The sequence below is a fragment of the Mucilaginibacter sp. BGA-UO-ETr-C110 genome (genome assembly GCF_059567985.1).
Genome location: NZ_JCAQPB010000002.1, coordinates 6,303,101 through 6,322,307, shown reverse-complemented (window position 1 = coordinate 6,322,307; position 19,207 = coordinate 6,303,101). Strand labels below are relative to the sequence as shown.

The window sequence follows — 19,207 nt, the reverse complement described above, 5'->3', positions numbered from 1 at the left end:
GGCTCCGGATAACCCGGAGCCTTCTTTGTTTTATATCACTTTCCATTCAATTCTCCTTTACCTTCTTATAATCACAACAGCTTCTTGTTTATAAATAGATATACCATAACTTAGTAATCGATTATGAATGGCATACCTGTTAAATCGAAGATTAAAGCCGACCAGGTTTTAAAAATCAGCCCGTTTAAGGAGGTGATCAAACCCACCGTACCGCACAAACATGCTAATTACTTTGAGTTGATCATATTAAGTCAGGGTTCGGGATTTCATACTATTGATGACTATACATTTGATGTTAATCCACCAGATATTTATTTTTTAAAGCCCGGACAAACGCATTGTTGGAATTTTTCAAGAATACCCAGAGGCTTTGTGATCCTGTTCAGGGAGGAATTATTGAATAGCGAAAGTTTAGAAGTAGTTTATCAGTTACCCGCACACATTGGCCTGACAGACGGTGGTACCCTTTTTGAGTTAGTGAAACGGTTTTATCAGGATTATCAATCCGATACTTCACTAACTATATTGAAAACTTATTTACAGCTGATCCTGCTAAAGATCCCGAAACAGTCAGGTGCCTTTATCCAAACAGACATAACTTTTAACGCTGTTTATTATCAATTTAAAAGCCTGATCAATGAAAATTATCAACGGATAAAAAAGATACAGGATTATGCCGATCTGCTAAAAGTGTCGACATCCCGGTTAAATTTAATATGCAGGAACGCCTCAGGTAAAACGCCCTCTATGTTGTTAAATGAGCGTATACTGTTAGAATCAAAAACACTACTTTCAAACACTTCCTTCTCCATCAAGGAAATTGCGGCCAGCCTTGACTTTTCCGACACATCACATTTTGTCAAATTTTTTAAGGTGAACACTAACTTAACACCTGGCCTATACCGGGAACTGGCATTTTCATCAACCAAAAGAGCTATTTAATTATACCGCAGATGGTGGATTTTATACCGTGACCAGCATACTGTAAACTCTATTTTTACAATTGCAATCTGCATGCTATCATGAAAGTACGTTTACCTCTTGGCTGTCTTATTTTTCTCTTTTCTTATATAAGTTCATTCGCACAAAGTACTAATATTAAAGGTAGGGTAACGGATGCCAAAAGCAAATATCCGGTAGAATATGCGAGTATTGCTCTATTCAAAACCACCGATTCTACACTGGTTTCCGGACAAGTTACAAGCGCCAATGGTGAGTTTCGTTTCACAAAAATGCCCCGGGGGCGTTATTATATAAAAATAATCTTCATTGGCTATGAAACCAAATACATCAAAGAAGTTAATATTGAGGATGGCCAGCAATTAGATTTGGGCAATATCCCGATAAGCCCTTCAGGCAAGATGCTTAATGAGGTTGCTATTTCAGGTCAAAAAATAACAGCAGTAAATAAAATTGATAAACAAAGTTACAAAGCGGGACAGTTTGAATCGGCCAAAGGCGGCTCGGCTATTGACGTATTGAAAAACCTTCCATCGGTGGCTGTCAATTCAGAGGGAGATATTAGTGTGCGGGGATCATCCGGTTTTATGGTACTGATCAATGGTAAACCTGTTTTAGCCGATGCACAAACGGTGTTAACCCAGTTACCCGCCAATACTATAGATAATATAGAGTTGATCACCGCGCCATCCGCCAAATACGATCCGGATGGTCGGGGCGGTATCATCAATATTGTTACTAAAAAGGGTGCCGCCGATGGCCTCACCCTGACGGCCAATGCACAGGGTGGCCTGCCCAGTACCACTGACTATGGTAACCTGGAAAAGCCAAAACGCTTTGGAGGTGATGTCACCATTAACTACAGAAAAAATAAATGGGACATTTCTGTAGGGGGCAATTATACCCGGAATGATAATGAGGGCTACCGGGAAGGCGATGTTTATACCAAAAACTTCATCAACAATACCATCACTCGCTTCCCATCCAATGGTGAAAGAAGTTTTGACAGGCATAATTATGCAGGAAGGGCGTCTGTAAGTTATACTGTCGACCCGAATAATGTGATTTCGGTGGGGCTTTATAGTGGTAAAAGATACCAGGCACGCCTGGCCGACCTGCTATATAACAATACCACCTCAAACCTAAGCACTAATGCGCTTATCAAAAATACAACCTATTATAATTCAAACCTACAAACCAAAGAAGGCACTTTTAATCTGGGTAATGTTGATTATACCCACACCTTTACCGATAAGTCAACCCTGACGGCCGTGCTGCTCTATGAGCACGATAATTTGTACGGAGCAACTCAAAATCGAAATCTAAGATATCCGAATACAGCAGACACTATACAATATGTAAACAATCCTTACAAAAGGCCCATTAATGCTTACCGCTTAAAACTGGATTACAGCGTGAATATTGGTAAGGGAAAACTGGAAAGCGGTTACCAGTTCAGGCATGAAATTCAGGACGGCATTTTTGATTATTTTGTAACACCGGCAACTTCGCAGCCCGATCTGGACAAATTTAGTGGGAGTACACATGCTAAAAATGATATCAATTCATTTTACAGCCAATACTCCGGCAAGGTACAAAAACTGGAATACGTTGGTGGCTTACGCTACGAATATGCCGCACGTACGGTTAACCTGTCATATGATCCCAATCCGCATATCCTCAATCTGTCCAATTTATTTCCCTCGGCCAGTTTACTGTATCATCTCAACGAGGGCTGGAATCTCAAAGCAGGCTACAGCAAGCGGGTTCAGCGTAACAGTAATCTGGAGCTAAACCCCATACCAGAGCGTGAACACTCTGAAACGCTGGAACAGGGCGACCCTGACTTGTTGCCGGAATTTATTGACCTGGCCGAATTGGGCGTGAATCGGAATTTCACCAAAGGTTCCTTCTTTACTACGCTGTATTACCAGCATATTAAAAACCCTGTACAACGGCTTAACAGCGTGTATGCCGATACCATACTAAACCGGGTGTATACCAATGCCGGAAGCGCCAGATTATTCGGTATGGAAGCGGGAATGAACTTATCGCCCTTTAAGTGGTGGAGCATTTATTTGGGCGGTAACCTGTACAATTATAAAATTTATGGCAACATTAGTATTTTAAATGAGCCTTTTATCATCTCCAATACAAAATGGGCTTATTCGGTTAATGGCAATACCAGCTTTCAACTCAGCAAAACACTTAGTTTGCAAGCCAATGTAAACTACCTTTCTAAAAGACCGACAGCCCAGGGAGAAGATGGACAATTTTTTGTGCCGAATACCTCTGTAAAAAAAACATTCATGAAAGGACGCCTATCCGCATCCATACTGTGGCAAAACATGAACATGGGGATATTGGGCGCCAACAAGCAACGTATCACTACTGCAGGTTCCAATTTTTATACAACAACAAATTATATTTCTGAAACGGATGTACTCCTGATCAACCTTAGTTTTAACTTAAACAGGTTTACCAGCAAATTAAAATTACCAACCAGCGAAACAGGTGATCGGGAATTTTAAACTGTTTTGTTAACTACAGTTTGAAACTCTTGCTTTAAACTTTACTTTACACTCTTTTTAAGTACAATAAAGTACCCGCCTATAAAAACAAGCGCGGAGACTGAAATACCAACAAAAATGTCTTTGGTAAAAAGATCGATGACTATTTGAGGTGTTTCGCCTTTAATGGTGCTATGCGGCATTAGTTTTAAAGCCAGCATGGGGTGCGCATAAGGGAACAGATAACAATACTCCCAGCCTTTTGACGCGGTTATAACACCAACAATGGTGGCAAAAAAACCAATACCCATCGGCTTCAAAAAATCAGACCATAATAAGCTGAGTAAAAACTGGATAGATAATATACCCAACGACGACAAGAAAAGCTTAAAGTAAAGCTTGGCCAGCGTATCTTCCATATGGTAATTATCAAAGCGCAGTTCCGGCTTTACCAAACTGAGTAAGTTGCCAAAGCCTATGGTAAACAATACAAAAAGGGTCAGGCATAAAAATATCAGGAACAGGGCATAAAAGTATTTGGCCGCGTATACACTCAGGCGCGAAATGGGCAGGCTAAATAAGCTTTTCCAGGTATCGGCTTTATGCTCTATACTATTTACCGAGTAAGCAATAAAAATAACAAACATAGGTAACAACAGCGATCCCATTACAGCCAGAATAGCGCCGGCAAACTGTATCCATAACATCATAGGGGTCATACCTGCCAACTTTTCGCTTTTAACGTAAAAACCCACAAACAGCAGCAGGCAAATAAGCAAGGGCAATAATGTGGCAGCCCAAAAGCCCAGCGTTTTACGGCTCTTAAAAAACTCTGACCGGAATGATAAAATAAATCCTTTCATAACGATCAGGCGTTTTGGGTGATGGATAAAAACAATTTCTCCAGGTCTTTTTGCTGCTTGCTGATGCTAAATACAACATATTCGTTTTGGATAAGCAGCGCGTTGATATCGCCCATTTGATTTTTGGAAGTATAGGGCACGTACACATATTCATCGGTTACATCTGCAACCGGATAGTTTTTGCGTTTAAGCAGGTTGGCCGCGTCAACGGTATTATCGGCTTCAATACGTATTAAAGGCTGGCTTAATGCCTCCAGCTCTGTAATGCTGCCCTGAAACAGCAATTGACCGCCATCAATAATACCTACATGCGTAGCCATACGTTCAATCTCGGCCAGCAAATGGCTCGATATGAACACCGTTTTACGGTGCTGGCTAACCAGTTTCAACAACAGTTCACGCACTTCAATGATACCGTTCGGATCGAGGCCATTGGTTGGCTCGTCCAGTATCAATAATTTAGGGTCGGTAAGCAGGGCCAGTGCTATGCCCAAGCGCTGTTTCATTCCTAAGGAATATTGACCGGCTTTTTTATTTGCTGCATTGCTCAGGTGCACCAGGTCGAGCATTTCGTCGACCCGCTTAACGGGTACCTGCAATAGTAATGCCCTGTTCAGTAAATTTTCTTTGCCGCTTAGGTGCTGATAAATAGCTGGCTGCTCAATAAGCGCCCCGATCTGGGATAGTATGCTGATGCGATTTTTTTGGAGTTCCTGTTCAAAAATGTGGATGCTGCCGTGTTGAGTTTTAAGCAGGTTTAACAGGAGTTTGATAGTAGTGGTTTTCCCGGCTCCGTTGGGGCCAAGAAAACCATATATACTTCCTTCGGGTACCTGCAGGTTTAAGGATTTAACAACCTGCTGACTGCCGAAGTTGAAGGATAACCCTTCAGTACGAATTACCATACATGGTTATCCTTGGCTACTGAGCAAACAGTTTTAACAAGGGTAACACCTTTGTAAAACAATGATGTGGCATGAACTGATGCCCCAACAATTGCCGATTCCTTTTTTTGTTCAAACTGATAGCTTACACCTAATATAAGGGCAAACATTACTGGTATCAGTAACATGATAAAAGGATTCGAATTTTTGATAAGCGTTTTCATCGTGAGTGTTTTGATACAACAAAGGAATATTAATTATTTTACCTGCTAAAAAGTATTAGACCAACGCACGGAGTTTATAGATGAACGGTTAATTAACCGCATTAACCCGTTCATCGAGTTTAAATGCCCGTTCATCGATAAAATGAAATACTATATATAAATGTAGCGGCATATCCCCATCAAAATATTAAATTAGACGGTGGGTTGAGACTCAAGAACCAAGAGTCAAGAATCAAGACAAGCTGCAATCAAACTGATCATATTACTGTCTTGACTCTTGGTTCTTGATTCTGATAAGACTTTAAAAAAATGTCATCAGATAAACAAACACGTATTATAAAAACAGGCTGGCAGATATTCTGGCATTTACTTTTTTGGCTGGGTATTATATCGCTCTTTTTGTCCCTGGCCCGCAGCAATACCAAGCTTAGCAACAAGGAGCTGCTTATCCTGTTTTTGCTCTATCCTGCCATCAATATCAGCTTGTTTTATATTAACTTCCTGGTTTATATCCCCAGGTTTTTAGATAAAAAGCGTTACTGGGCCTATGCCTTGTTTATTATTATAACTATCATTGTTTACGGCCTGGGTAAATATGGTGTGGGGCTGATGTTTAAACAATATGTGCTGGTACGTATGAAAGGCGAGGTAATTACCTTTCCCTCCTATTTCCTAAGTACCATTTTCACCAGTTTAATATTCATCTTTTTAAGCACTGTGCTCAAATTTACCACCGACTGGTTTTTGAACGAACGGATCCAGCATGACCTGGAAAACCAACGCCTGAGCGCCGAACTGGCATTCTTAAAATCGCAGATCAACCCCCATTTTTTATTTAATTCCCTCAACAGCATTTATTCGCTGGCTTACCAGCGCTCGGAAACTACGCCAGAAGCTATCCTGAAACTATCCGAAATTATGCGGTATATGCTGTATGAGTGTAATGATAATAAGGTTGACCTGAGTAAAGAACTGCAATATTTGCATAACTACATCGACCTGCAAAAAATACGCTTCGGCAACAAAGCTTTTATTGATTTTAAGGTGATGGGTGAAGTAACCAACCAGCAAATTGTACCCTTACTGTTGATCGCCTTTATCGAAAACGCGTTTAAACACGGTGTAGCCAGCGATGTAACATCACCCATTAAACTATTAATCAATGTAGATGAAAGCAAGCTTCATTTTTATATACAAAACAAAAAGCATACCCATAACCGCGATACAATTGGGGGTATTGGTTTAAATAATGTGCAAAGACGACTTAACCTGCTTTATCCATATAAACACACTTTGAACATCAGGGATGAAATTGATACTTATACCTGCGAACTGTCTATTGTACTATAAATATTTAATTATTAAAGTCCTCTCCAATTGCTTTAAATTGTATTTTTTGAACCCTCTCCTTTGGAGAGGGTAGGGTGAGGCTAAAAAAATTAACGATAAATCATTAGAACACTTATTTTTACAACATGATCCGATGCCTGGTAGTTGATGATGAGCCTTTAGCGCTGCATATATTGGAAGATTATATTTCCAAAATGCCTTTTTTGCAATTGGTAAAAGCCACCACCAATCCCATCGAGGCGCTGACCATAGTACAGGGTGGCAATGTGGACCTGGTGTTTTTAGATGTGCAAATGCCCGAGCTTACCGGCATCCAGTTTTTAAAGATCTCCAACGGCAAAGCCAAAGTGATTTTAACCACCGCCTATCCGCAATACGCGCTGGAAGGTTATGAACTGGATGTGGTTGATTATCTGCTTAAACCCATAGCGCTCGACCGTTTTTTTAAGTCGGTTCAAAAAGCACAAAGCATTATACAACCGGTAATTAAAACTGTTCAACAAGCTGAGCCGGTACAGCAGGATGATTTTTCGACCGACTTTATTTTTGTAAAAACCGAGCATAAGATCCAAAAGGTATACCTGCACGATATTTTGTTTATTGAAGGATTGAAAGATTACATCTCCATATTTACCACCGCCGAGCGTATCATTACCCTGCAAGGCATGAAGAAAATGGAAGACGCCCTGCCCGAGAAGCATTTTATACGCGTACACAAATCATACATCGTGGCCCTCAATAAGATCGATAGCATCGAACGCAGCCGCATCCAGATAGGCGACAAGATCATCCCCGTGGGTGATACTTACCGCGATGATTTCTTCAGGATGATTGAGGATAAGAATATTTAAACCTCCGCTAAATTTCTTTACGAATATGTCATTGCGAGCGTAGCGTGGCAATCTCATCGCAAGTAGATACATACGAGGAGATTGCCACGTCGTTCCTCCTCGCAATGACATGGTTTTTTTCTTTTCCCCCGTCAGCAGATAAGCTTCGGACGAAAGCGGGCAGAACAATGGTGGCCCGTGCGATTGCAGGGGCATAGCAAGTTTTTGCTGAAGCGTAGGGAAATGTGCGAACGAAGTAGGGCAAAATAATTGCAGCCCGTGGTTCTGTCCGCTTTGCAGGGCAGTGGTCGTGTGCGGCAAAGAAGCATTTCTGCTGACTTGATTTATTCGTTTTTGTTTGTTTTTTTATTGGTACTCATTATCTCGCTACGCTCGGTCTTGGTTACTTTGTATCAAGACAAAGTAACAGCCCCAGCGGCAATTGAGCGCTCTACGATAGGCACTATTCGCCCTGTATAGTATAAAGATTGCTTCTTTCCTCGCAATGACGTGATGGGAAACATCCCTTTAATACAATATGTCATTGCGAGCGATAGCGCGGCAATCTCCTCGCGTCCTCTTCGATGAGAATAGCTACGAGATTGCTTCGTCGTTCCTCCTCGCAATGACATGGAGGATGAGTTCTGCCGATATTGCCATTACTTCACCTCTACTTCTTCAACCGTATCTTTTTCACCAATTTGCTGACGCCACATGGCATAGTACAAGCCTTTCTGACTTAACAGATCATGGTGTTTGCCCGATTCAATAATACGGCCTTTCTCCAACACATAAATGCAATCGGCATGCATAATGGTTGATAGGCGGTGAGCGATCAGTATAGTAATGTGATTTTCCAGCTCAGATACATTGCGGATGGTTTCGGTGATCTCTTCTTCGGTGATGGAGTCCAATGAAGAGGTAGCCTCATCAAACACCAGGATATCAGGCCTACGCAGCAATGCGCGAGCTATCGAGAGGCGTTGTTTTTCGCCGCCTGACACCTTTACACCACCTTCGCCAATCACGGTACTCAGGCCTTTATCGGCACGGGCAAGCAGGGTTTGACAAGCGGCACGCTGCAGCACATTCATACATTCCTCGTCGGTCGCATCGGGACGCACAAACAGCAGGTTTTCGCGTATGGTGCCCGAGAATAATTGGGTATCCTGGGTTACGAAACCAATTTTTTCGCGCAGCTGATCCAGATCGATGTCACGACTTAAAATATTATTGTATAAAACATCCCCATCCAAAGGCTGATATAAGCCAACCAATAGCTTCACCAGGGTAGTTTTACCCGAGCCAGATGGCCCAACAAAGGCAATGGTTTCGCCGGTGTTGGTTTCAAAACTAATATGGTTAAGGGCGTTGCGGTTGGCGGTTAAATGTTTAAAAGTAACATCCCTAAAAGTTAAAGTATTTACTTTTTCTAACAGCACCGGTTTCTCTGGCTTTTTATCGATGGGGGTACTTAATATTCCTCTGAAATTACCCAGCGAAACCTCGGCTTCGCGCCATGACAGGATCACGTTACCCAACTCCTGCAGCGGATTGAACAGGAAGAAGGAATAGAACAAAAAGCTAAAGTATTGTCCCGGCGAAATGGTTTGTTTAAAAATAAGCAGCAATAATACCACTACCATTACGCTCCGTACCAGGTTAACCGTAGTGCCCTGCACAAAGCTCATGCTGCGTACATATTTTACTTTTTTAAGCTCAAGGGCCAATATTTTATAGGTAGTATTGTTTAAACGGGCAATTTCCTGCTTAACCAAACCTAAACTTTTTACAAGCTCAATATTCCTTAATGATTCTGTGGTTGAACCAGCTAAAGCGGTGGTTTCTGATACTATCTTTTTTTGAATGGTTTTTATTTTCCGGCTCATGGCCATACTCACAAAAGTAATAATGGGTATAGCGGCAAAATAAACCAGCGTTACCTGGTAGCTAACACTTAACGAGTACACAATAACAAATACCATCCCAATGAGCGATACAAAAAGGATCCCAATAAACGAGGTGATGAATTTTTCGCAATCGAGCCTTACTTTTTGCAAAATGCCCAAAGTTTCGCCACTGCGCTGATCTTCAAACACCTGGTAGGGTAATTCCAGCGAATGTTTCAGGCCATCGGCATACATTTCGGCACCAACTTTTTGGGTAATAATATTGGTAAAATAATCCTGGAAGTTTTTTGCTATACGCGATACCATGGCCACGCCAATGGCTGCGCCAATGAGTATTAACACCTGGTGCAGGTATTCCTGATACTGGAGTGTGCTGCGTTTTTCGATAACCCGGTCAACAATGCGCCCGGTTATCCAGGGGTCGAGTAGTGAAAAGCCAATGTTCATGGCCGCCAGGAACAAAGCCAGCACAACTATCCAGCGATGCTTTTTTAAGTAAGAAATGAGTATATTCATGTTTGTACGCCAAAAATAAAAAAAGGGAATGGCTAAGTAGCTCATTCCCTTTTAATTTGACATAAGGTTAATATTTAAACCGTCATGATATCTTTTTCTTTGGCTTCAGAAAGCTGGTCGATCTTGATAATATAAGCGTCGGTCAGTTTTTGAACATCGGCCTCACCTACTTTTATCTCATCTTCAGAAACACCATCTGATTTTAATTTTTTGATCTTCTCGTTAGCATCTTTGCGGATGTTACGGATAGCCACTTTACCGGTTTCGGCTTCGGCTTTTGCTTTCTTAACCAGGTCACGACGACGCTCTTCTGTTAGCGGCGGTACATTAATGCGGATAATAACACCATCATTTTGTGGATTAACACCCAGGTTTGCTTCTTTAATAGCTTTTTCTATTGGGGCAAGCATTGATTTTTCCCAAGGTTGAACCACAATCGTACGGGCATCTGGTGTGTTAACAGTACCTACCTGGCTCAACGGAGTTGGGCTACCATAATAGTCAACCACAATATCATCAAGCATTGATGGGTTTGCTTTACCTGCACGTATCTTATTTAATTCATTATCGGCGTGGTCAATGGCTTTGTCCATTAAAGCCTTTGCATCAGTCACTTGTTTTTTAATGAGTTCGCTCATTGGTTTTAAATTTTCACAAAAGTAATAAAATCTATCATTTTCCTTAGCCTTGCTGCAAAATCAAATTGTTGGGGCGATAGGGTATGGCGCAGACAACTCACCCCGACATCGCTAACGCTCGTCGCCCCTCTCTTCGCCTGCGGCGGAAAGAGGGGAATTTCTTTTCTTTATGCGTCATTGCGAGGTACGAAGCAATCTTTATGCTGTACAGAGCAAACATGAATGGTTAACCTGCTTACGTAGAGATTGCTTCGTACCTCGCAATGACGCGCTTTTAGTAAGTCGTCTTAACCCTCTTTGCGGCAAAGCCGGAGAGAGGGTGGTCCAGTGAAGCGCAGACCGGGTGAGTCGAACAGACGACAAATTGACTTGCTCCCCTACTTCCAATTTCGCCGTTTTTTTCGTATCTTTATATCAAACAACGGCCCGGCTCTCTGTAAAAACAGGAAGCCGGGCTGTTTAGTTAAGGTCAAAACAAGACCAAAAACCGACCATTTTGTATATAGTTATTTGACAATCAACCAATTAATACTTTTTAAAGTTTTAAAAACTGCTCAAAACTGTGTTAAAATTTGTTAAAAAGTGTTAAAATGATGGTTTTTTGAGCGATTTTGATGTGTTTTTAGCCCCTTTTCGGGCCGAAAAGTGTTAAAATTCGAGGTTTAAAAAGTATATCGGGCTAAACATCAAATGTTAAATAACATTTTTTAACATTTAGGTTCCCCGGGATAATCTTATATTTATGTAAACCTTTTTATCGCATGAAATCAATTTGGCTATTTATACTTATGATAGGTGGTGTTACCCAGTTAAAAGCGCAACAACTAACCACACCACTGCCCGGTAAAAAACCCGATAATTCTATCTATCAGTATTTTAAGGTAAAACCTGATGATGGCATACTAAAATCAACACCGGTTATACCCAACGTACTTCAACCGTTGCAGAATATGCAAACACTAAATAATGTAATCGCAGCTGAAATAACCGACCGCATGCCGGTTGTAAAACTACAGTCGACCGATAAAATGCCGGTTGTAAAAACAGATGAGCCTAATATGCACTATACCATGTTAGTCAAACGACTTGGCGAAGCGAAACCTGATTCGGTTATAAAAACCATTCGTCCTTAATTATCAGATAGTTAAAAATCCTTATTCAGCACTTTTTCCAGTTCGGCAAAGCTGATATTCATTTTCACACGGCCTTGTTTGGCATAGGATAATTCGCCGGTTTCTTCGGATATGATAATGGCAGTAGCCTCGTTAGCTTCAGTTACACCAATACCAGCCCGGTGACGCAAACCAAATTGAGCAGGCAGGTCTGTTTTTTCGGTAAGCGGTAAAATGCAACTGGCCGATTTGATTTTATTTTCAGATATCACCACCGCCCCGTCATGCAGCGGACTGGTTTTCTGGAAGATACTCTCCAGCAGGCGCTTTGATATCTTGGCATCCATTACCTCGCAGCTGTTTTGATAAAACTGCTCGTCATAATATTTTGCAAATACAATTAGGGCCCCGGTGCGGGTTTGTTTCATGCTTTTGCAGGCATCTATAATAGGTTTTATACGTGCATAGTTATTTTTCTCGGCTTCGGCCTTGCCAAAAAAGTATTGCCACCAGGCTTTGTTCCGTTGCAGCGAAGCATTTTTGCCCACCAGTAATAAAAAGCGCCTTACTTCCTGCTGAAAAACCACGATAACCGCAATGATGCCCACATCAACAAACTTGCCTAAAATGGCGGTAAGCAGTTTCATGTGCAATGCGTTCACCACAAAGTTGAGTGCAAATATCACCGCGAAGCCGATAAAGATATTGGCCGCAATGGTGCCCCGGATGAGGTTATAAAGCTGGTATATAATAAAAGCCACCAGAACCACATCAAGGATATCAAAAAATGTGATCTTGGGGAAGCTGAGGAATATGGATTGCATTTACGAAGTTAATAAGTTTAAGGAGAAGTTAAAGCCATGCTATCCCTGCACAACAAGCAACGTTCTTTTTTTAAATAGCTATGACTATCCTTCTGAAAATTCAGGGAATATATGGCCCGCCAACTACGCCCCAGCCCCATTGCGGCATAGGAACATCAGTAGGTTCTGTTACCTCATCTGTTTTGGAGTTAATAACCGCGATACGGGTTCCCCATTCCAGGTAAGCCATAAATGCCGAACGAAACTCCGGATCATCCGGTAACGCATATTCATCGGCAGTTTGCAGCAGTAGTTCTATCCAGCGTTTGCGGTGTGCCTCTGTCAGATATTTTTGGAGATGCTTGCTGATCATGATAAAATGGCTACCTTCCTGCTCACTATAGGTTTTGGGACCTCCTAATACCTCGGCTACAAAATGGGCCACGTGCAGGCGGTGCTGCGGGCTCATATGCTTAAATACAGGCTCAAGCAAGTCGTCGGCCAGCACTTTATCATAAAACTTGTCAAAAAGGTTTTCAAAGGCTTTTGTACCACCGGCCCACTCAAAAAGTGTAGGCACACCGGATTTACTTGTTGCATCCATATATAAAACGTGTTTTGATTGATGAATAAAGATAGCACAGCCAAACCAAAGTTAAAAGTATAACCCGGTAATGATGAATATGATAATACGCCTATTTGTTACGTTCGGTAGTAAACCTTACCAATTGTTCCAATCCGCGGTGCGAATCGCTGTCGGGGAAAGTATTGAGGATTTCAAAAGCTTCGTCCTGGTATTTTTTCATTTGCGTTTCGGCATATTGCAGGCCGCCGGTATCGTTTACAAACTTAACTATCTGGGCAATCTTAGCCGGATCGTCATTATGATTTTTAACCAGGTTGATGATCCTTTTCTTCTCAGAATCAGTAGCATTTGCCAGCGAATAGATCAATGGCAGGGTAACCTTTTTCTCCTTGATATCGATACCCAGGGGTTTGCCTACATCATCGGTACCAAAATCAAACATATCATCTTTGATCTGGAAAGCGATACCTATTTTTTCGCCAAACAAGCGCATTTTTTCTACCACCTCATCAGAGGCCCCGGCAGATGCGGCTCCACAAGCGCAGCACGAAGCTATAAGCGACGCCGTTTTTTGGCGGATCACTTCGTAATAAACCGGTTCGCCGATATCCATGCGGCGTACTTTCTCGATCTGCATCAGTTCGCCCTCGCTCATTTGCTTTACCGCGTCAGATACTATACGAAGTAGCTGAAAATCACCATTATCAATAGATAGCAGCAGACCTTTTGAAAGCAGATAATCCCCTACCAAAACGGCTATTTTATTTTTCCATAAAGCATTGATGGAGAAAAAGCCACGGCGCTGATAAGAGTTATCAACCACATCATCATGTACTAATGAAGCCGTATGCAACAATTCAACCAAAGCGGCCCCACGATGGGTCGATTCGTTAATGCCACCGCAAATGCTGGCGGCAAAAAACACAAACATGGGTCTAATCTGCTTTCCTTTACGCTTAACAATATAATGAGTTATCCGGTCAAGCAAAGGTACAGAGCTTTGCATAGAAGCTTTAAACTTCTCCTCAAATACATCAATATCGGCAGCGATAGGTTTTTTAATGTTGTTGATGCTCAGCATTGAAACTAAACAAGCTTTTTATGTGTAAAATTACCATACGGCAATATGGAGCAAACATAAGCTAAAATTATTTATCTGCATTATGGCTAAATATTTTTTACCCCAATTAAACCAAACACATTATTTACCCTCTATACTATTAAATGCCATATTTTATAAGTTGAGTTAAAGTTTTCGTGAAGGCGGAGCCCTCTGTAAAGAGGACTTCGCTTTTTTATTCCCTTTGAACGCAATATTATTTTACCTTTGCAATCCCATTTAATCCGGAGAGGTGTCTGAGTGGTCGAAAGAGCACGCCTGGAAAGTGTGTATACGCCAAAAGTGTATCGAGGGTTCGAATCCCTCCCTCTCCGCGAAGAAACAATATCAAAATCACATAGAAGCCTGCACATCAATAATGTGCAGGCTTCTAATTCTTTGTTCATCTGTCTGATCCATTAATGGATCAAAAGAAAACCAGAGGTGATTTACGATCAAACCAATTTAAAAACGGTCCAGGTTCATCACCTTAGTCCAGGCTTGTATAAAATCCTTCACAAACTTGTCCTGGGCGTCGGAACCTGCATACAGCTCGGCAACAGCCCTCAGTTCTGAGTTGGAGCCCAACACAAGATCGGCACGGGTACCCGTCCATTTTACTTCGCCGGTAGCACGATTGCTACCTTCATAAAGTTCCTTGTCGGTTGATACTGCTTTCCATGCAGTCCCCATATCAAGCAAGTTTACAAAGAAATCGTTGGTGAGCTGGCCAGGACGTGATGTAAAAACACCATGTTTGGAGCCATCAAAATTAATATTCAATACACGCAAGCCACCTAACAATACCGTTAGCTCAGGTGCAGTAAGCGTAAGCAGATGCGCCTTATCTATCAGCAACTCTTCGGTAGATACCGGGGCTTTTGTTTTGCGGTAATTGCGGAAACCGTCAGCAGCAGGCTCCAGGTAACCGAATGATTCTACATCGGTTTGTTCCTGCGAGGCATCTGCACGGCCGGGTTTAAAAGGAACGGTGAGGGTGTGGCCTGCATCTTTAGCTGCTTTTTCAACCCCTACACTACCCGCCAGTACGATCAGATCTGCCAGCGAAACTTTTTTACCATTGGTCTGCGCTGCATTAAATTCTTTTTGAATACCCTCCAATTTACCCAATACATTTTGCAATTGCGCCGGATTATTTACCTGCCAGTATTTTTGCGGAGCCAGGCGGATGCGTGAACCATTGGCGCCACCGCGCTTGTCTGTACCGCGGAAGGTAGAGGCCGAGGCCCATGCTGTGGAAACCAGTTCAGATACGCTTAAACCCGATGCCTGTACTTTTGCTTTCAAGGCAGCGATATCACTTTCAGCTATCAATGCATGGTCAACTGCAGGGATAGGATCCTGCCACAGTAATTCTTCTTGCGGTACATCTGGACCCAGATAGCGTTCGCGAGGGCCCATATCGCGGTGCGTTAATTTAAACCATGCACGTGCAAAAGCATCTGCAAATGCATCCGGATTTTCCAAAAAGTGTCTTGATACTTTTTCGTAAGCCGGATCAAACCTTAAAGCCAGGTCGGTAGTCAACATGGCTGGCTTATGCTTTTTTGAGCTATCATATGCGTCAGGAATAGTAGCTTCTGCATCTTTAGCTACCCATTGGTGCGCGCCGGCCGGGCTTTTTGTCAATTGCCATTCAAAACCAAACAGGTTTTCAAAAAAATCATTGCTCCATTTGGTTGGCGTTTTTGTCCATATTACTTCCAGTCCACTGGTAATCGCGTCGGCACCTTTACCAGAACCATAGCTGTTGTTCCAGCCGAAGCCTTGCGATTCGATGCCGGCGGCTTCGGGCTCCTTGCCTACATTGTCGGCAGATGCAGCACCGTGAGTTTTGCCAAAGCTATGGCCACCGGCTATTAATGCAACCGTTTCCTCATCGTTCATGGCCATGCGACCAAAAGTATCGCGGATGTCTTTCGCGGCGGCAACGGGGTCAGGATTACCGTCAGGACCTTCCGGATTCACGTAGATCAAACCCATTTGCACAGCTGCAAGCGGTTTTTCGAGGTTGCGGGAGTGGATATCGCCATTGGCATCATCGTCAGATACCAGTACACCATGTCCTTCTTGCACACCATGTGAACCATGTGCATAACGCAGATCGCCACCCAGCCAGGTGGTTTCAGAGCCCCAATATACGGACTCATCTGCTTCCCATACATCTTCACGTCCGCCGGCAAAACCAAAGGTTTTAAAACCCATTGATTCCAGTGCTATATTACCGGTAAGGATCATCAGATCGGCCCATGAAATTTTGCGGCCATATTTTTGTTTGATCGGCCAAAGCAGCCTGCGGGCTTTATCCAAACTTACGTTATCGGGCCAGCTGTTAAGCGGTGCAAAACGTTGCAATCCTACACCAGCACCGCCACGTCCGTCGCCTACACGATAGGTTCCGGCACTGTGCCAGGCCATACGGATGAACAAACCACCATAGTGACCAAAATCTGCCGGCCACCAGTCCTGCGAGTCGGTCATCAATGCATGAAGGTCTTGTTTTACTGCTGCCAGGTCAAGGCTTTTAAAAGCTTCGGCATAATTAAACTCTTCGCCATTGGGGTTTGATAAAGAGGAATTTTGACGCAGGATATTCAGCTTTAACTGGTTGGGCCACCAATTGTGGTTCCGGGTACCGCCGCCACCTGCATTATTTTTCATACTGCCATTGTGAAAGGGGCATTTACTGATGTCATTTGATTCGCTTTCCATATTTATAAGTTTATGTATTGAACTCTTACTGATTGTACAGTGGTATAAAATTAGGACATTAAAGAACACAATCACAATCGATTAATTCTATATCCAATAGTTAAAATTGATTAAGTGCTTAAGCATAACCCCTAAACAGGCAGGCCATTTTGTTATAAAAGATGGTTTACATGGTTTACACTTTTCATGGTTAACATTGATTTATTTAATTGAAAATAAATAAGTTAACTTCATTTTATCATCATATAACGGGTTTACATGTAAACCCACCCAGGGCTAAGTATTTAACATCATATGTTGAATAATGATTTCGATGTTGGAAATTCATTAGTCGATATTATTGGTGATCGGGGTGTACTAATGGAGAATGATAAATCTAAATTTCCAATATAATATCAAATTTAATCGCTTTTATTTATAATCATTCTAAATAGTTACCTATATTTGTCCCAAATTAGCTTCCAGTGTCAGGCAATAACAAATACCCCCAAGTAGTTTTTCACTTAACCGAGCAGTCTTTTCAGCAACTTTACCGCTTGTATTGGAAAAAAGTTTTTACTATTTGTTATCATACTTTGAGGGATGAAGATATAGCTGCAGAGCTTTCCCAGGATATATTTGAATCATTGTGGAAACGAAGAAACACACTCCAGATAAACGCATCTATTGAACAATACATTTTCAGATCGGCTAAACTCGAAGTGTTTGAGTATTGCCGCACCACATCCAACCGGCAAAAACACCTTCAAAATGTTATTCAAAATCAGTCAACCGAAGGAACCTGCACTGAAGATACTTTAAACTATAACGAACTGTATAAAACCATCAACCGCCTGATCAATAAGCTCCCTCACAAATCGCAGGAGGTTTACCGTTTAAGCCAGCAGCAGGGCCTGGATAAAAAGTCAATAGCTTCGGCTTTGCTTATATCGGAAAAAACCGTTGAATACCACCTCTACAAAGCATTGAATTTTCTCCGGGAGAATTTAGCTGTCGACTAAATAAGTCCGAAATGAGCATTCATATTATTTTCTTATCCCCGCTAATTAATTTTTCTGCCTGAATATCTGCTGTTTATATATTATTTAGAATTAGTCTTAGGAAAAATAAGGAACTAATCAGCTATGTTAATGAATGCTGCCGTAGCTTGCATTTAATTAAATGAAAATAGAAATAACACAAGAACTACTGGAACGGTATCATCAGGGCAATTGCAGCACTGATGAGCAGTTCGCCATTAAACAATGGCTTCAAAATATAGCTGAAAGTGATTTCACCATCTCCCCTCCTGTAGATATACAGGGCATTGAGGATAAAACATGGGCAGAGCTCTCAGACCGGGTATTCACTGAGGATAAAGCTCACAAAACAAACTGGACCTGGCTGTTAAAGGTAGCTGCAAGTGTTGTTTTGATCACAGGATTGGCTTTCTATATTTATCATGTATCCGGAAACCATCAGGAGAAGGACAGTGCTGCCATTAGTTACCACGAAGTAAAAGTCCCTAAAGGAAGAAAGGCCACTTGCACCTTGCCCGACGGAACAATTATCCAGCTAAACTCGGATAGCAAATTGCGGTATCCCGAAAAATTTACAGATACATCAAGAGTTGTGGAATTTGAAGGTGAAGCTTTTTTTACTGTGGCTAAAGACAAAAAACGCCCGTTTTCTATCAATAGCAAACAGGTGGTTGTACGGGTTTTAGGAACTCATTTTAATTTTAGGGCTTATCCGGAGGAAAATAAAACTGATGTGGTGGTTGAAGAAGGGCGCGTAATGTTTTCGCCAAAAATCAAAAAATCTTCTTTAATTCTTACGGCTAACCAGCAAGGTGTATATGGTGCTGACCAATCCTTAAAGCAGCAAACTGTATATGCCGCAGCTTATTATAGCTGGCGTAATAATCAATTACAATTTAAAGATCAGAAATTGAGTGATATAGCATCAACACTGGAACGCTGGTATGACGTAGAGGTACTTATTGACAATAGCTTATTAAGAAACGAACGTTATACCGGACGGTTTAACAATCCGGATATGAAAAGTGTGCTCAACAGCCTTGAATTTGCCATAGGCCTGCATTATAAAATAGCCGGAAACATCGTAACTATTTATTAACCAGACGCAACAACTAATGCCATGTAGAAAAATATAGAAACAAAAATTCCCGATGCTTCATCGCCAAACTA

The 19,207-nt window shown here is 41.9% G+C and carries 16 protein-coding genes and 1 tRNA gene; 8 read left to right on the top strand and 9 right to left on the bottom strand.

Annotated elements, in window-relative coordinates:
* Positions 1–123: 123 nt before the first annotated feature.
* A complete protein-coding gene (locus tag AC57BQ_RS27270; RefSeq protein WP_496409240.1) occupies positions 124–942 on the top strand; it encodes an AraC family transcriptional regulator in 819 nt (272 codons plus the stop codon).
* An 80-nt stretch (positions 943–1,022) separates the two neighbouring features.
* The gene (locus AC57BQ_RS27265; RefSeq protein WP_496409239.1) at positions 1,023–3,491 is read left to right on the top strand and encodes a TonB-dependent receptor; all 2,469 of its coding nucleotides are present in this window, start codon (positions 1,023–1,025) and stop codon (positions 3,489–3,491) included.
* A 41-nt stretch (positions 3,492–3,532) separates the two neighbouring features.
* On the opposite strand, the gene AC57BQ_RS27260 is transcribed toward AC57BQ_RS27265, so the two are convergent.
* From AC57BQ_RS27260 to AC57BQ_RS27250, 3 genes are read right to left on the bottom strand one after another with little or no spacing between them, the layout of a single operon-like run.
* Positions 3,533–4,333, bottom strand: coding sequence for an ABC transporter permease (locus tag AC57BQ_RS27260; protein ID WP_496409238.1), 801 nt, complete (start codon positions 4,331–4,333; stop codon positions 3,533–3,535).
* 5 nt (positions 4,334–4,338) lie between these two features.
* A complete protein-coding gene (locus AC57BQ_RS27255) occupies positions 4,339–5,238 on the bottom strand; it encodes an ABC transporter ATP-binding protein (protein WP_496409237.1) in 900 nt (299 codons plus the stop codon).
* The gene (locus tag AC57BQ_RS27250; RefSeq protein WP_090471301.1) at positions 5,232–5,441 is read right to left on the bottom strand and encodes a hypothetical protein; all 210 of its coding nucleotides are present in this window, start codon (positions 5,439–5,441) and stop codon (positions 5,232–5,234) included. Before AC57BQ_RS27250 ends, AC57BQ_RS27255 begins: the two co-directional genes overlap by 7 nt.
* Positions 5,442–5,750: 309 nt before the next feature.
* Between AC57BQ_RS27250 and AC57BQ_RS27245 the strand changes: the two genes are divergently transcribed.
* On the top strand, positions 5,751–6,791 hold the full coding sequence (locus AC57BQ_RS27245; protein ID WP_496409236.1) for a sensor histidine kinase: 1,041 nt from the start codon (positions 5,751–5,753) through the stop codon (positions 6,789–6,791).
* Between the two features lie 125 nt (positions 6,792–6,916).
* Positions 6,917–7,642, top strand: coding sequence for a LytR/AlgR family response regulator transcription factor (locus AC57BQ_RS27240; protein ID WP_496409235.1), 726 nt, complete (start codon positions 6,917–6,919; stop codon positions 7,640–7,642).
* Between the two features lie 638 nt (positions 7,643–8,280).
* Here the strand turns inward: AC57BQ_RS27240 and AC57BQ_RS27235 are convergent.
* Together AC57BQ_RS27235 and frr are read right to left on the bottom strand one after the other, a co-directional pair.
* Positions 8,281–10,047: an ABC transporter ATP-binding protein gene (locus AC57BQ_RS27235; RefSeq protein ID WP_090471295.1), complete on the bottom strand. Its 1,767-nt coding sequence runs from the start codon at positions 10,045–10,047 to the stop codon at positions 8,281–8,283.
* A gap of 74 nt (positions 10,048–10,121) precedes the next feature.
* A complete protein-coding gene (frr, locus tag AC57BQ_RS27230) occupies positions 10,122–10,685 on the bottom strand; it encodes a ribosome recycling factor (protein WP_496409234.1) in 564 nt (187 codons plus the stop codon).
* A gap of 761 nt (positions 10,686–11,446) precedes the next feature.
* On the opposite strand from frr, the gene AC57BQ_RS27225 reads away from it, so the two are divergent.
* Complete coding sequence (locus AC57BQ_RS27225) at positions 11,447–11,818, top strand: hypothetical protein (protein WP_496409233.1); 372 nt, start codon at positions 11,447–11,449, stop codon at positions 11,816–11,818.
* A gap of 11 nt (positions 11,819–11,829) precedes the next feature.
* On the opposite strand, the gene cdaA is transcribed toward AC57BQ_RS27225, so the two are convergent.
* The 3 genes from cdaA to AC57BQ_RS27210 all read right to left on the bottom strand — a co-directional run bounded on the left by cdaA (position 11,830) and on the right by AC57BQ_RS27210 (position 14,267).
* Entirely contained in the window at positions 11,830–12,621 is a 792-nt protein-coding gene (gene cdaA, locus AC57BQ_RS27220; protein ID WP_076375400.1) for a diadenylate cyclase CdaA, read from the bottom strand.
* 100 nt (positions 12,622–12,721) lie between these two features.
* On the bottom strand, positions 12,722–13,204 hold the full coding sequence (locus tag AC57BQ_RS27215) for a group II truncated hemoglobin (protein WP_496409232.1): 483 nt from the start codon (positions 13,202–13,204) through the stop codon (positions 12,722–12,724).
* Positions 13,205–13,295: 91 nt separating this feature from the next.
* Complete coding sequence (locus AC57BQ_RS27210; protein ID WP_496409231.1) at positions 13,296–14,267, bottom strand: polyprenyl synthetase family protein; 972 nt, start codon at positions 14,265–14,267, stop codon at positions 13,296–13,298.
* Positions 14,268–14,532: 265 nt separating this feature from the next.
* Here AC57BQ_RS27210 and AC57BQ_RS27205 point away from each other — a divergent pair.
* Positions 14,533–14,620: transfer RNA gene (locus tag AC57BQ_RS27205), tRNA-Ser, on the top strand.
* A 130-nt stretch (positions 14,621–14,750) separates the two neighbouring features.
* Here AC57BQ_RS27205 and katG read toward each other — a convergent pair.
* Complete coding sequence (gene katG, locus AC57BQ_RS27200) at positions 14,751–17,018, bottom strand: catalase/peroxidase HPI (RefSeq protein ID WP_496409230.1); 2,268 nt, start codon at positions 17,016–17,018, stop codon at positions 14,751–14,753.
* A 464-nt stretch (positions 17,019–17,482) separates the two neighbouring features.
* Between katG and AC57BQ_RS27195 the strand changes: the two genes are divergently transcribed.
* The gene (locus AC57BQ_RS27195) at positions 17,483–18,019 is read left to right on the top strand and encodes an RNA polymerase sigma-70 factor (protein WP_496409229.1); all 537 of its coding nucleotides are present in this window, start codon (positions 17,483–17,485) and stop codon (positions 18,017–18,019) included.
* A 160-nt stretch (positions 18,020–18,179) separates the two neighbouring features.
* Positions 18,180–19,136, top strand: coding sequence for a FecR family protein (locus AC57BQ_RS27190; protein ID WP_496409228.1), 957 nt, complete (start codon positions 18,180–18,182; stop codon positions 19,134–19,136).
* Positions 19,137–19,207 lie beyond the last annotated feature (71 nt).

Excerpts from the sequence above, each read along its gene's own strand:
- AC57BQ_RS27255 (WP_496409237.1), bottom strand. The coding sequence starts at position 5,238 with ATGGTAATTCGTACTGAAGGGTTATCCTTCAACTTCGGCAGTCAGCAG.
- AC57BQ_RS27260 (WP_496409238.1), bottom strand. The coding sequence starts at position 4,333 with ATGAAAGGATTTATTTTATCATTCCGGTCAGAGTTTTTTAAGAGCCGT.
- AC57BQ_RS27190 (WP_496409228.1), top strand. The coding sequence starts at position 18,180 with ATGAAAATAGAAATAACACAAGAACTACTGGAACGGTATCATCAGGGC.
- AC57BQ_RS27265 (WP_496409239.1), top strand. The coding sequence starts at position 1,023 with ATGAAAGTACGTTTACCTCTTGGCTGTCTTATTTTTCTCTTTTCTTAT.
- frr (WP_496409234.1), bottom strand. The coding sequence starts at position 10,685 with ATGAGCGAACTCATTAAAAAACAAGTGACTGATGCAAAGGCTTTAATG.
- AC57BQ_RS27235 (WP_090471295.1), bottom strand. The coding sequence starts at position 10,047 with ATGAATATACTCATTTCTTACTTAAAAAAGCATCGCTGGATAGTTGTG.
- katG (WP_496409230.1), bottom strand. The coding sequence starts at position 17,018 with ATGGAAAGCGAATCAAATGACATCAGTAAATGCCCCTTTCACAATGGC.
- AC57BQ_RS27270 (WP_496409240.1), top strand. The coding sequence starts at position 124 with ATGAATGGCATACCTGTTAAATCGAAGATTAAAGCCGACCAGGTTTTA.
- AC57BQ_RS27215 (WP_496409232.1), bottom strand. The coding sequence starts at position 13,204 with ATGGATGCAACAAGTAAATCCGGTGTGCCTACACTTTTTGAGTGGGCC.
- AC57BQ_RS27210 (WP_496409231.1), bottom strand. The coding sequence starts at position 14,267 with ATGCTGAGCATCAACAACATTAAAAAACCTATCGCTGCCGATATTGAT.
- cdaA (WP_076375400.1), bottom strand. The coding sequence starts at position 12,621 with ATGCAATCCATATTCCTCAGCTTCCCCAAGATCACATTTTTTGATATC.
- AC57BQ_RS27245 (WP_496409236.1), top strand. The coding sequence starts at position 5,751 with ATGTCATCAGATAAACAAACACGTATTATAAAAACAGGCTGGCAGATA.
- AC57BQ_RS27225 (WP_496409233.1), top strand. The coding sequence starts at position 11,447 with ATGAAATCAATTTGGCTATTTATACTTATGATAGGTGGTGTTACCCAG.
- AC57BQ_RS27250 (WP_090471301.1), bottom strand. The coding sequence starts at position 5,441 with ATGAAAACGCTTATCAAAAATTCGAATCCTTTTATCATGTTACTGATA.
- AC57BQ_RS27240 (WP_496409235.1), top strand. The coding sequence starts at position 6,917 with ATGATCCGATGCCTGGTAGTTGATGATGAGCCTTTAGCGCTGCATATA.